Annotated in this window: 14 protein-coding genes; 9 read left to right on the forward strand and 5 right to left on the reverse strand. The window is 44.9% G+C overall.

Annotation, left to right across the window (positions count from 1 at the left end; translation table 11 throughout):
- Nucleotides 1-75 precede the first annotated feature (75 nt).
- Complete coding sequence (locus LAJ61_RS09890) at nt 76-831, reverse strand: IclR family transcriptional regulator (protein WP_224053773.1); 756 nt, start codon at nt 829-831, stop codon at nt 76-78.
- Nucleotides 832-1,116: 285 nt separating this feature from the next.
- Here LAJ61_RS09890 and xthA point away from each other — a divergent pair, with 285 nt between their 5' ends.
- Genes xthA through LAJ61_RS09905 form a run of 3 tightly spaced genes read left to right on the forward strand, consistent with a single transcriptional unit; the run spans nt 1,117 to nt 3,387 of the window.
- The gene (gene xthA / locus LAJ61_RS09895; RefSeq protein WP_095355550.1) at nt 1,117-1,929 is read left to right on the forward strand and encodes an exodeoxyribonuclease III; all 813 of its coding nucleotides are present in this window, start codon (nt 1,117-1,119) and stop codon (nt 1,927-1,929) included.
- Between the two features lie 29 nt (nt 1,930-1,958).
- Nucleotides 1,959-3,173 carry a bifunctional glutamate N-acetyltransferase/amino-acid acetyltransferase ArgJ gene (gene argJ, locus LAJ61_RS09900; RefSeq protein WP_224053774.1) on the forward strand — a complete coding sequence of 405 codons (1,215 nt, stop codon included), beginning with the start codon at nt 1,959-1,961 and terminating at the stop codon, nt 3,171-3,173.
- Between the two features lie 31 nt (nt 3,174-3,204).
- Nucleotides 3,205-3,387: an NF038104 family lipoprotein gene (locus LAJ61_RS09905; protein WP_135888080.1), complete on the forward strand. Its 183-nt coding sequence runs from the start codon at nt 3,205-3,207 to the stop codon at nt 3,385-3,387.
- A gap of 78 nt (nt 3,388-3,465) precedes the next feature.
- Here the strand turns inward: LAJ61_RS09905 and LAJ61_RS09910 are convergent, their stop codons facing one another.
- A complete protein-coding gene (locus LAJ61_RS09910; RefSeq protein ID WP_224053775.1) occupies nt 3,466-4,242 on the reverse strand; it encodes a TrmH family RNA methyltransferase in 777 nt (258 codons plus the stop codon).
- Nucleotides 4,242-5,219 carry a class 1 fructose-bisphosphatase gene (locus LAJ61_RS09915; protein ID WP_224053776.1) on the reverse strand — a complete coding sequence of 326 codons (978 nt, stop codon included), beginning with the start codon at nt 5,217-5,219 and terminating at the stop codon, nt 4,242-4,244. The genes LAJ61_RS09910 and LAJ61_RS09915 overlap by 1 nt, the downstream gene beginning before the upstream one ends.
- A 295-nt stretch (nt 5,220-5,514) precedes the next feature.
- Here LAJ61_RS09915 and LAJ61_RS09920 point away from each other — a divergent pair, with 295 nt between their 5' ends.
- The 4 genes from LAJ61_RS09920 (at nt 5,515) to LAJ61_RS09935 (ending at nt 8,901) form a co-directional block, all read left to right on the forward strand.
- Complete coding sequence (locus LAJ61_RS09920) at nt 5,515-6,492, forward strand: aspartate carbamoyltransferase catalytic subunit (protein WP_409035002.1); 978 nt, start codon at nt 5,515-5,517, stop codon at nt 6,490-6,492.
- Nucleotides 6,493-6,567: 75 nt separating this feature from the next.
- Nucleotides 6,568-7,137 (forward strand): tetratricopeptide repeat protein, encoded by a 570-nt coding sequence (locus tag LAJ61_RS09925; RefSeq protein ID WP_224053778.1) that lies wholly within the window; start codon nt 6,568-6,570, stop codon nt 7,135-7,137.
- A 24-nt stretch (nt 7,138-7,161) separates the two neighbouring features.
- Nucleotides 7,162-8,322: a dihydroorotase gene (locus LAJ61_RS09930; RefSeq protein ID WP_224053779.1), complete on the forward strand. Its 1,161-nt coding sequence runs from the start codon at nt 7,162-7,164 to the stop codon at nt 8,320-8,322.
- 54 nt (nt 8,323-8,376) lie between these two features.
- Complete coding sequence (locus tag LAJ61_RS09935; protein WP_224053780.1) at nt 8,377-8,901, forward strand: DUF2127 domain-containing protein; 525 nt, start codon at nt 8,377-8,379, stop codon at nt 8,899-8,901.
- An 84-nt stretch (nt 8,902-8,985) separates the two neighbouring features.
- Here LAJ61_RS09935 and LAJ61_RS09940 read toward each other — a convergent pair whose 3' ends face one another.
- Nucleotides 8,986-11,007: a YihY/virulence factor BrkB family protein gene (locus LAJ61_RS09940; protein WP_224053781.1), complete on the reverse strand. Its 2,022-nt coding sequence runs from the start codon at nt 11,005-11,007 to the stop codon at nt 8,986-8,988.
- A 236-nt stretch (nt 11,008-11,243) separates the two neighbouring features.
- Between LAJ61_RS09940 and wrbA the strand changes: the two genes are divergently transcribed.
- Complete coding sequence (wrbA, locus tag LAJ61_RS09945) at nt 11,244-11,849, forward strand: NAD(P)H:quinone oxidoreductase (RefSeq protein WP_224053782.1); 606 nt, start codon at nt 11,244-11,246, stop codon at nt 11,847-11,849.
- A gap of 13 nt (nt 11,850-11,862) precedes the next feature.
- The gene (locus LAJ61_RS09950) at nt 11,863-12,285 is read left to right on the forward strand and encodes a hypothetical protein (RefSeq protein ID WP_224053783.1); all 423 of its coding nucleotides are present in this window, start codon (nt 11,863-11,865) and stop codon (nt 12,283-12,285) included.
- Between the two features lie 66 nt (nt 12,286-12,351).
- On the opposite strand, the gene LAJ61_RS09955 is transcribed toward LAJ61_RS09950, so the two are convergent.
- Entirely contained in the window at nt 12,352-13,020 is a 669-nt protein-coding gene (locus LAJ61_RS09955; protein WP_224053784.1) for an alpha/beta hydrolase, read from the reverse strand.
- Nucleotides 13,021-13,030: the final 10 nt, after the last annotated feature.

A 13,030-nucleotide genomic window follows, 5' to 3' on the forward strand; every position in this document is an offset into this window, starting at 1 on the left:
TGTGAGCTAAAATCTATCAACAAAATTGCTTTGCGCGTTTTAACTTTACCTTGTCAAAAGTGTCAAAGATAACCTTTAAATTTCCCCAAAAAATGCATCACGAATATCATCGGCAGCTTTTTGCATATCAGGTACAAAACCAATCAAATCATCGAGAGATTTGCGCGTTTTAGGTGCGGTTGTGTACAGTGAGCCGATATAACGACCTTGGGTATCATTGATTGCCACAGCAATTGAAACCGCTTGGGCAATATATTCTTCATCAGAAATTGCATAGCGCTGCTTGGCTACCTGCTCAAGGCTTTGATTGAGTACATCCCTATCGGTAATCGTGGCAGGGGTGATAGCGGTTAACGATAAATTTTTTAGTAGCGTGACCCTATCATCTTTTGTGAGCGTACTTAGGTAGATTTTACCAGCCGCCGTACACCAAATGGGTGCTTGCGAATCAGTGGGCATATACACTTGTAAGGCAGAAGGACAAGGTACGCGGTCGGTATATACCATGTTGACGTAATAAGGTACCGCCATGCCACAGGTTTCACCGATTTTATCCACCAGTCTTTGCAAAATCGCAAACCGCTGAATCGCCACTTGCTGGCTTTGCCACAGATGAATCGCCATATGCCGCGTACGCGATGCAGGCACAATCGTACCATTGATATCGACCCGCACAAAGCCTTCTTCTTGCAGCTGCTGTATCAGTCGGTGCATGGTCGGTTTTGGAATATCCAAAATCTCAGACAAATCCAGCGGGGATAAAGGACGCTGTGCCGCAGACACGGCTTCGATGATTTTTAACACACGGGTAATAGAAGAAACTCGAGCCATTATATTGTCTTTTTAAGTCTAGGGTCAGCACGTCGCCAGAAAAAATTGAAAAAAAAATTTTGCAAAGTTGGCAGTGATTAAAGTGCAAGGTTTTTTGATTATACCAAAATTTTTTTAAACTTCACCTGCTATTTGCGGGTTCGTCATGCATAACCTCAGTGTTGAGACCCAATTTGCTTTCAAATTGAGCTTGCGGGCAATATCCGCTAATATAGTCGGCATTTAACGCTTAACCAAGCCACATTTATCAATACCAAGCCACGTTTATCAATTTGGGGAAAACACATGCCGCGTTTTGTCAGTTTTAATATCAATGGATTGCGGGCGCGCCCACACCAGCTTGAAGCCATTCGCGATATCATCGCGCCCGATGTCATTGGGCTACAAGAAACCAAAGTACATGATGACGCATTTCCGCTACAGAGCGTGCAGCAATTGGGCTATCATGTCGAATTTTTTGGGCAAAAATCTCATTATGGTGTGGCGTTATTATCACGACAACAACCTATTTTTGTACAAAAAGGCTTTCCAACTGATAGCGACGATGCACAGCGACGGTTTATCCATGCGCGCTATGATTTTAATGGCAAATATATTGATGTGCTTAATGGCTATTTTCCGCAAGGTGAAAATCGCAAGCATGAAACCAAATTTCCGATGAAGCGCAAATTCTATGCCGATTTAACCGACTATATCTTGCAGCTTAAAGCAGAAAATCGCAGTATGATTTTGATGGGAGATATGAATATTGCGCCGCTGGATTTTGATATTGGCATTAGCGAGGATAGTGTGAAACGTTGGCTAAAAAATGGCACGTGCTCGTTTTTGCCAGAGGAGCGAGAGTGGTACCAAGCCCTGCTTGCGACAGATTTGCATGATACTTATCGGGCGTTATATGCCGACGGTCAAGCCTTGAGTTGGTTTGATTATCGCAGCAAGGGATTTGACGATGAGCCAAAGCGTGGGCTGCGGATTGACCATATTTTGATGACGCCTGATTTGGCGGATAAGCTTAATGGTGCAGGCGTCAGCTATGATTTGCGTGCTATGGAAAAACCCAGCGACCATGCCCCGATTTGGGCAGATTTTTTGGATTAATCAATTAAACAACAGTAAGGAGCGCTCTCATGCCAGTTGGCAATGTCGAACTTGTAAAATTAAACCCAGTGAAAGGGATAAAAATTGGCATCACCGAAGCCCACGTGCGCTACGCAGGGCGCAAAGACTTAACGGTTTTTGACATCATAGCGGGCGCAAACACCGCGGTTGTCACTACGCAAAACCAATTTTGTGCCGCCCCTGTGCAGTTGCTGCGAGAATTTATCGGCAAAGACAGTCCGCGTTATTTGATTGTCAACACGGGCAACGCCAACGCTGCCACGGGTGAAGACGGTAAACAGCGTGCCAAAACAACTTGTGTGGCACTGGCAGAAAAAACCGGTGTCGCAGCCGAGCAAGTATTGCCTTACTCCACCGGGGTGATTGGGGAAACCTTGCCAGCGGATAAAATTATCGCAGGGTTAGACAGCGCCTTAGCCAATTTAAGCGAAGATAATTGGCTTGGCGCCGCCCACAGCATCATGACTACCGATACCACCCCAAAAGGACATAGCGAACAAGTCACGATTGATGCCATCACCTATACCGTGACAGGTATCTCAAAAGGGGCGGGCATGATTCGCCCCAATATGGCGACCATGCTTGGCTTTGTGGCAACCGATGCCAACATTGAAAAATCATTGCTACAAAATATCTTGACCGACACGGTGAATCAGTCATTTAACCGCATCACGGTGGATGGCGATACCTCGACCAATGACTGCTGTACGTTGATTGCCACAGGACAAGTTGGGGAGATGATTGACAGTGAAAATCACCCGCATTATCAAGCAATTTATGAGGCGATTAACAATGTGATGATTCGAATCGCTCAGTTGATTGTACGCGATGGTGAAGGGGCAACCAAATTTATCACGGTCAAAGTGACAGGCGGTGAAACCGCTGAAGAATGTGCCAAAATCGCGTATGAAGTGGCGCATTCACCGCTGGTAAAAACCGCATTTTTTGCCAGTGACCCAAATTGGGGACGTATTTTGGCAGCGGTAGGCAAAGCGGGCGTGCTGCTCGACCAGTCAAAAGTGGCGGTATCACTCGATGATGTGTGTATCTGCGAGCGTGGCGGCTTGGCACACGACTATACCGAGGCGCGTGGCAGCGAGGTGATGAAGCGTCCTGAAATTACCATTCATATTGAATTGGGTCGCGGGCAGGCGAGTGATACCGTCTATACCTGTGATTTATCATACGAGTATATCAAAATCAATGCTGATTATCGTTCTTAAAGTCAATCTTAAAGTCAATTAAAGGTAACGAATGAAAAAACTAACCACTCTGCTGTTTGTGCTGACCACCGCTGTTATCTTACAAGGGTGTGTGCATAAAATTGTCACTGTCCCTGTCAAAGTTGCCTACAAGACCACCAAAGGGGTGGTCAAAGGCACGGTAGCCGTCGCCAAAGCGGTGATACCCGGTGATAGTGACGACAAAAAAGACTAAACACAGGCTGTCTAGTCATTTATGTCACACTCATTCATTGATGGCATTGATGGCATTGATGGCAATTATTTATGGCAATCATGCGTAGCGTCTTTGCCGTAACATTTCATACAGACACAGTGACCCTGCTATCGCCACGTTTAGGCTTTCTTGACCATTGGGCTGCGGTAGGGCAATCGGGGCAGATTGACTAAGTAACCTCTCATCGACGCCTTGTCCTTCATGTCCCATAATCAAGGCTAACGGTTGTCTCAAATCGGTTTGATAAATCACTTTATCGGTGTGGCTACTTGTCGCGAACATCGGCACTTTGACCTTCATCAATACCTCATCTACGCTGATGCCTTCATAAATGGTTAAACTAAAATTCGCCCCCATGCCCGCTCGCAAGGTTTTGGGCGACCACGCCGATGCGGTGCCCATCGTACAAATCACCGTCTTTATGCCCACGGCGGAGGCGGTGCGAAATAGTGTGCCTAGGTTGCCATTATCCTGCACGCCATTGATGATTAAGCAATCACTGGTGATAAGCTGATTAAAGTCTAAATGCGGCATATCAATCATCGCCATGATGGGCAGGCTCTCGCCCAGCGTGCGAATCTCTTTATACAGATTATCGCTAATCGTTAACGTTTTAACATTTTCAAGTCGGTTTAATAAGGCATTGATTTCGTCATTGTGCAGACCGCTTTCGCTGACAATCACGGTGTCGGGCGTGAGACTAGCATTGAGATAGCTTTCTAGCAAATGCGTGCCTTCTATCATGGTTTTGCCCAGTTTTTTACGCTGGCGCGACGCAGTGAGTAGGGCGTGGGCAGTTTTGATGGTTGGGTTGTCTTTTGAAGTGATAAGCATTATTTGACTTCTTCATGTAATTTTTTTACATACTCGACTTCGTTTTTTGCCCCCAGTACCACAGGCACGCGTTGGTGGATACTGGTCGGCTCGATATCCAAAATACGATTGATAGCATCGGTGCTCATGCCACCTGCTTGCTCAATGAGTAAGCTCATCGGATTGGCTTCGTACATCAGACGCAGTTTACCCGGTTTATCAGGGTGTTTGGTGTCAAATGGATAGCTGAAAATTCCTCCACGGCACAAAATACGGTGAATATCGCCCACCATCGCCGCCACCCAGCGCATATTAAAATCTTTACCACGCACGCCAGTTTTACCCGCCGTAAACTCATCAATGTAACGCTGCATCGGTGGCAACCAATAGCGATAGTTGGAGGCATTAATCGCATACTCTTTGGTGTCTGCGCTGATTTGCACATGGTCTTTGATTTGCACAAACGTTTTGGTGTCTGGGTCAAGACTAAACATGGCGACACCCTTGCCAAGCGTGATTGACATCACGGTTGAGGTGCCATACAAAATATAACCCGATGCCAACTGCGCCGTCCCTTTTTGCAAAAAGTCCTCATCCGTCGCAGGGTGACCTTGGTGGTGATAGGGTAAAATCGAGAAAATTGTACCGACTGCCATATTAATATCGATATTAGATGAGCCATCAAGTGGGTCAAACAGTACCAACACGTCGCCATCTTGATTGGCAGGGGTAGCGTTATCTAATTCTTCCGAGGCCACGCCCGCGCAATGCGGATTGCTGCTCAAGGCGTCTAATAACAAATCATTGGCAATGACATCGAGCTTTTTTTGCTCTTCGCCCTGCACGTTTTGGTTACCCGCTTCGCCCAAAATATCCGCAAGTGCGCCGCGTTTGAGCAAGTCGCTGATTTGAATGCCGATTTTGGTAATGGTGGTAATAATATCGGCAACGGCAGGTTGGGCATTTTGCGCGGCAAGATAAGTTTCAAGATTTGACATAAGTAGACCTTATTATAAAATTATAAATTAACACCCTAAGCCAATCACATGCGATTAGGCAGGGTGAATTTAGACCTCATGAATTGAAAAAATATAGACAATTTGCCGCAAATTGTAGCACTTTTTGACCCGTCTTATCAGCGATAATCGCAAAATATTGGCGTATTTATTCCAGCTGATTTACGGTAAAATAGGCAAAATTTATACAAATAACAACAAATCTAGGTGGCCGATGAATATTTTAAACACCCAAACCTTATCCAACGAAGCGCTACAGAGCAAGCTTGATCAGGCGATGGCAAAGCCAGAACTGACCGCAGCAGGTGATTTGCGGCATTTTATCGGCGTAGAAGGGTTATCCAAAGCCCAGCTGATGGCCATCATCGAAAAAGCCAATGGTTACTTAACTGACAATGCCGGTCGCCCCAACAGCATTCGCAATAGTGATGAGCTTGAAGGCTGTACAGTGATGAATTTGTTCTTTGAGAATTCTACCCGTACTCGCACCACCTTTGATGTGGCTGCCAAACGTCTTGGCGCCAGTGTCATCAGTATCGATATTGCCAAGTCCAGTACCCAAAAAGGCGAAAGCTTACGCGATACGCTGTGGAATCTTGAAGCCATGACAGCGGATATCTTTGTGGTGCGTCATTCATCGAGTGGGGCCGCGCATTTTATGGCAACCGAAGTCACCCCAAATATTGCCATTATCAACGGTGGTGACGGCTGGCACGCGCATCCGACCCAAGCCATGCTTGATATGCTCACGATTTATCGTGAAGCGCCAAGACCATTTGAGGAATTAACGGTAGCGATTATCGGCGATATCAAGCATAGCCGTGTTGCCCGTTCGGACATTGCAGCGCTCAAAACCTTGGGGGTTAAAGAAATTCGCGTCGTGGCGCCCAAGACATTACTACCAAAAGGCATTGAGCGTTATGGTGTCAGTGTCTATAACGATTTGGACGCGGCGGTGGTTGGCTGTGATGTCATCATTGGTCTGCGTATTCAAAATGAGCGTATTGGCTCGCCGCTTTTGCCATCGACATCCGAGTATTTTAAAGCGTATGGCATCACCACCGAACGCCTTGCCCTTGCCAAACCTGACGCGCTTGTCATGCACCCAGGGCCCATGAATCGCGGCGTTGAAATCTCATCAACTGTTGCCGATGGCGAGCAATCGGTGATTTTAAAACAAGTCAATAACGGCATTGCGGTGCGGATGGCGGTACTAGCAATGGCAATGGAAGGGCAACGCCAAGCAAGAGCGTAGAAATTTATTAAAGGTTGTATTGTAGGTTGGATGGAGTTTACGACACCCAACATCGATTTTTAAGAAGGAAAAATTATGTTTAAGCGAATTTCAGTTTTAACCTTTGGCTTATTAATGTCAATTTCTGCATTGGCGGTTGATGCGGTGACTTTGACCACACAAGCTGAAAGTGGGGATTCGCAAGCTCAATTTAAACTTGCAATGGAATATTATATTAAAGATGATTATCATCAAGCATTACCTTGGCTAAAAGAGTCTGCTAATCAAGGATTTGCAGAGGCTCAATATGTTCTTGGGATAACATATGGTGCAGGTAAAGGTGTTCGTCAAGATTATGCTCAAGCATTTACATGGCTGCTTAAATCAGCTATTCAAGGAAACGCAGATGCACAATATGTTGTTGCAGCAATGTATGATAATGGACAAGCTATTCAACAAAATTATTCAGAGGCTTTTAAATGGTATCAGAAATCGGCTACTCAAGGAAATGAACTGGCACAAAATAATCTTGGCGCTATGTATGAATTTGGGAAAAGTGTACGTCAAAATAAAGTTATAGCCAAACAATGGTATGGTAAAGGTTGCGATAATGGAAACCAGAAAGGTTGTGATAATTATCGCCGATTGAACGAGCAAGGCTATTAAAATTTAAAACCAAAAAGGCAAAACATGAAAAACTTACTTCCCCAAAACTGGCAATTTGATACCACGCAGCTTAACCCTATCGACAGCGATGGCAAATGGCTATTACCGCCGCTGGTGGATTTATGTGCGCGCCTGCGTGAACCTGGGCACCAGTCGCATGGCACACTAAAATCAGAAGGCGCCGCGGCTCGGCAAAACGGTTTTTTGCATGTGGTTATACCACCTGATACCAACCCAGTACTTGAAAATGGCTCATTACTGGCAGGCTTGCGAGAGCGGGCTTATCAAGATGGTGGTATTCATCTGCATGTGTTAGGGGCGATGACCGCAGGTCTTGAAGGTGAAAAACCCGCCAATATGCTTGGCCTGAAGCAAGGTGGCATCATCGGGGTCAGCAATGCTCGCCGCAAATTCGCCAATGATGACGTACTACTGCAAGCCCTTGATTATGCAGCGACTTATGACATCAAAGTATTTTTTTACCCTGATGAACCCAGTTTATCCAAAAACGGCGTCGCCCATGATGGCTACATCGCATCTTATCACGGCTTGGCAGGGATTCCTTGGATTGCTGAAACGGTGGCGTTATCCAAGCAGCTGTTGATTGTCGAAGAAACAGGCGTATCGGCACATTTTGGTCAGCTAACCACCAAATCCTCGATTGATTTGATTCGCTGGGCGAAACAAAGGGGCTTGCCGGTGACCTGTGATGTGGCGATGCACCAATTACATTTAACCGATGATGCCTTGATTGGTTTTAATGCCTTGGCGTATGTGTTGCCGCCACTGCGTTCCAATACAGACAAAAAAGCGCTGCAAGAAGGCTTGCAAGATGGCACTATCGATGCGATTTGTAGCCACCATGAGCCATTGGCAAAAACCGCTAAACAAGCGCCATTTGCGGAGTGCAAACCGGGTATTAGCAATTTTGATACTTTTATGGGGCTCGCTTGTCAATTGGTCAAAGAGGGTATTTTGACCCCACAGCAGCTAGTAGAAAAAATCGCACTCAACCCTGCAAAAATCGCTGGAATTGAAGCTAGCTATCATCAAACGGGCGGGGCGGTGCTGGTTGACCCTAGTCTAACTTGGATGGTGACAAAAGAATCGATGATGTCGCAAGGCAAAAATACGCCATTTATCAATAGCGAATTGACAGGGAAAGTCGAGCAAGTCTATTTTTAGGCTTGTTTGAAGCTTGTTTTAAGTTTGTTTCAAGATTGGATACGGTAATGAATCATGCCAAAGGCGTTTAAGCAGTTAGCCCCGACAGTGCCTAATAGACATCATGCCAAGAACGCCATCATCATGGTCGCTATCTATGAGCTGGTAAAAGGATTAGTAGCGCTAGGGGTGGCGGCTATTATTTTTGTAGGGCATGATAAATTGCAATGGATTGCGCGGGTGGTTTCACAGGCGCTGCATCGTATCATGGGTATGGCGCTGCACCACCAAATAGAGGCACTGAATCACTATGCTTGGGTCGCCAACCAAAATTGGCAAAAAGCCTTTTGGATAGTCGTGGGCTATGCGCTGCTGCGTTTTGTGGAAACCTATGGTCTTTATCGAGATAAAATATGGGCGTATTGGTATAGTGTTTTGGGCTACGGCGTGTTTTTACCGCTTGAGGTTTATGAGTTATTTAGCCATCGGTTTAATTGGCTTAACTTTTTGATACTGCTAGTGAATGTCGTCATTGTTGTGGTGGTCTATCGCAATATGCACGCCAAAGGGTTATTGGGTAAAAAAATGACCCAGGCTTAAGCTATCAATAAAAAAAGCGATAAAAAAGGGCAGATTCTGCCCTTTTTTACTCGCCAAACTAGCTATCTGGTCTAGATGTCTGGTCTAGCTATCTGGCTTATCTTTTTCCGTAATAATACGTGGGGATTTTTTGCTCGCATTGGCTGCAATTTTTGATTTGATAAAACTAAAAGGATTGTACGGGCTATCGAGTACACTAGCGGGTACAATCTGACGAATTTTAGCCATCACTGCCGTATTATCACCTTTGGGCTTGTCATCATCCGCTAGGATTTTTGATTGGACTATTTGGGTGGTGGTAATTTCATTGCTAAAACTTGTGTCATCTAGGTTACTGATATCCCAACGCATATTGTCAAAATTATTGGCATTCAAATAATTATCAATCGCAAATTTATGCTCGTCTGTGGCACTGCCATGTTGTGTGGATGAGGGAGTCGCTTTGTTTTCGCCATGACTGTCGTATTTACTGTTACTTTCTTCAAGCGTTTTTAGCGGATGTTTGTCATCTAATCCCTTATCATTTGACAAGTGTTTTTGATTATCATGAACTTGCTTAGTAACTGAAGATTCATGTGACAATTCATCCGATAACTCATCGCTATTTAAGGCATTAAAATCACGCGGTTGACTCGATAAGCTACCCTGACCTTTAAAATCAAGCGTACCATCAAAGCCAGTCGCTTGCTCGGCGTCAGTTTCTTTGATGCGTTTATCTTCATTGACCACATCACTGACTTGACCGCCTGATAGACCTGAACCTTCACGTTGACCGGCTAGTTTGTTGCCTTTACCTTTATCTTTTTTTCCTGTATCTGGCTCGATGTCTTCGGCGTTTGGGGTCTGACGCGGTGCGATACTATCAAAAATACTTGCCATTGACACATCAAAATTATATTTGAGCATGGCTTCACCACGGGCTAAGGTATTAATCCATTGCACAGTCCAAGGCGCGTTATTTTTAAGTTTTCGCAAATCCTTTTCATGCGGTAAAGGATAGGGCATATTTTGATAAAAATCCCAAAAACTATAATCATCGAGCGAGCGTTTGAGGACATACTCATCTTTGTCACTGGTGGTGATGAGATTGTTATCTTGTAAAAAGCTAATATAAGTGTACCAATTTGGCATCTCTTGGCGACCTAGCACATCACGCAGACCAGCTTCGGTGACGACATTGCCTTTTTTATGCTCACGGTATAACACGTTTAGCATATCCATCAAGCTAAACAACGCATGACGGGGAAAGATTTCTTTGGTCTCAAAAATGGTCAAGCAGTAGCTGATTTGCACGCCAAGCAGGATAATATTCCAAGAAATATAAATCCAAAGTAAGAACAACGGCAAAATCGCAAACGCCCCATACACCGCTTTATAACTGGTAAAGTTGTCAACAATTGCGCCAAAGGTGAGTTTTAAGATTTCAAAGATAATCCCAACCACAACACCGGCAACCAGCGCATGTTTAAAACGTACTTGGCAGCGCGGGATAAACCAATACATGGTCACCAACCCCATCAGCACAATCGCAATCGAGCCGATTTGTACCCAAATCGCCCAGTCAATCCCATAACCGCCAATTTTTTGATTTAAAAAACTTAGACTTTGCACGGTGCTTGAAATAATCATGACGATGGCAAGCACAATAGGCAACAGGGTAATAATGACCCAGTAACGCACAAGATTGAGCCAGCTGGTCTCTTTTTTTTCAACACGCCAAATTTGGTTAAACGCGGTTTCAATCGTCATTAAAGTGGAAATGGTGGTAAAAAATAAGATACCCACACCGATAATGGTTAAGTTCGATGAATTACTGGTAAATTGGTTGAGATACTTGGTGACCTGTAATCCGGTACTGGGCAAAATATTGCTAAATATCAAGTTTTGAATCTGCTCACGCGCTTCTGCTAACTGCGGAATGGTGGAGAGAATCACAACCAACAAGGTTAAAATCGGCACAATAGACAGCAGCGTGGTATACGTCAGTAACGCAGCTTTTTGGCTACAATTATCATCGATAAAATTTTTGATAAGGTACATCAAAAACTGCACCCATTTATGTTTAAAAATGGATAATTTTTTTAGTTTGGCAATGAGTTCATTCATAGTAGTTCTTATTGATAAAAAATTTCAAAGTTTGACCATCAAATCGGCGAAAAAGGCAGTGATTGTATGGCAGTATGGTATCATATTCAAAAAAATTGTTTATTGAATTACTGTGAACAGTTTTGGTGTTTTGCAATTGGCAATCTGGCTAGTAGATTGCTTTGACCCTGCCATCAAAATTTATTCACCCAAACTAGCTTGACGTAACAATTATCAAAATTGATGTGAGAAAAACCATGAGTCAACCTTATATTTTAGTCTTGTACTACAGCCAAAATGGCTCTACCAAAGATTTGGCGTATCTGGTCGCACAAGGTATTGAAGACAGTGGCACAGGCATCGCCGCACGTATTCGCACGGTACCCAAGGTCAGTAGCGAGACTGAAAAAATTGCGCCAAGTATTCCTGATGAGGGTGACCTGTACGCCAGCATGGATGACTTAAAAAACTGTGTGGGGCTGGCACTCGGCAGCCCCACCCATTTTGGCAATATGGCAGCATCGATGAAGTATTTTTGGGATAATAGCGTCACAATTTGGCTCGCGGGGGATTTGCAAAACAAACCGGCATCTGTATTTACCAGTACGGGTACCATGCACGGTGGTCAGGAGACGACCTTGACTAGCATGATGACGCCGCTACTGCATCATAGTATGGTGATTGTGGGAATTCCCTATAGTGAGCCTGCGCTCAATACCACGAGCCAAGGTGGAAGCCCGTATGGTGCAAGCCATGTCAGTGGCGCAAAGCATGACCACATCATGACCGCGGACGAAAAAACGTTAGCCATCGCCCAAGGTCAACGTCTAGCCAAAATTGCCAAGGCATTACAAGCGTTATGAGAAAACAAGCGTTATGAGAAAAAAAGACCCGCACTCACTATCTGCCCCCAAACCCATTTATCCCATCCACCAACGCTTAACCCTAGTATGGTGGGTTTGGCTGGGGTTTCGATTGCTGGCAGTACCGCTATTGACGTATTGGTTAGCAAGTGCAAAGCCTGCTATAGTCGGGGGGATTGCTTGGCAAGCTTTGTGGTTGATACCTGCACTCTTATCAACGCCTTATATCGTGAAAGGCAAGAGCCCATACGCGCTATTGCTGCTAAGTATGCTCACTTTTGTATATTTGGGGGGCAGTGGTATGGTTGCACTAAAATACGGCTATCAAACGCATTGGGGGTTGATGGCTGTGTGGTTGGTGGATTTTGTTTTGCTAGCATGGGTGAATTACTGGCTATTTATTTTGTTAAAACGACTGCCAAAAATGAATGGCTAATTGCCAAAAGAGCGTACCTAAGTCAAGTACGCTCTTTTTATGCTAAAAAATTATGCTAAAACATCGTTAGGCCAACACATCATTTAGCCATTTACCGATAATTTTGAGTTGCGGCATACATACTTGGTGCGCCATCGGATAGCTGTAAAACTGCGGCTGATAACCTTTTGACTCAAGCCATGCTTTGGCTTCTTGCCCAAGCTGTACTGGGACAACAGGGTCTTGTGTGCCATGATGAATGGCGATGTTTAGATTTTTATTAGCCTCACTTAAAGTTAGGCTATCTTTGGTCGCTAAATAAGTCGACAGGGTTAACAGTCCGGCTAATGGTTTGTCATAGGTTAACGCGGTTTGATACGCCACCGCGCCACCTTGCGAAAATCCTGCAATCACAATATGCTCAGGCGATACACCGCGCTCGGCTTCACGCGCGATTAACTCTCCAATCCAAGCCGCGGATTGTTCAATCTGTGCGGTGTCGATTTTGCGGTCCAGTGACATTTCCAAAATATCATACCAAGCTGGCATCACATAACCTTGGTTGATGGTTACAGGAATGGCGGGGGCGTGAGGAAATACAAACCGTATGCCGTGGTTACCATCGAGTCCCAAGTCAGGGACGACCGGCTCAAAGTCATGACCATTTGCGCCCAGTCCGTGTAGCCAAATCACCGCTCTATCAACCGGCAGATTGTTGGGATTGTGGATGACTTCAACCGTTTTTAATAAACTCATAAATTCTCCT

The sequence above is a fragment of the Faucicola osloensis genome (assembly GCF_020041925.1).
Lineage (GTDB): Bacteria > Pseudomonadota > Gammaproteobacteria > Pseudomonadales > Moraxellaceae > Faucicola > Faucicola osloensis_D.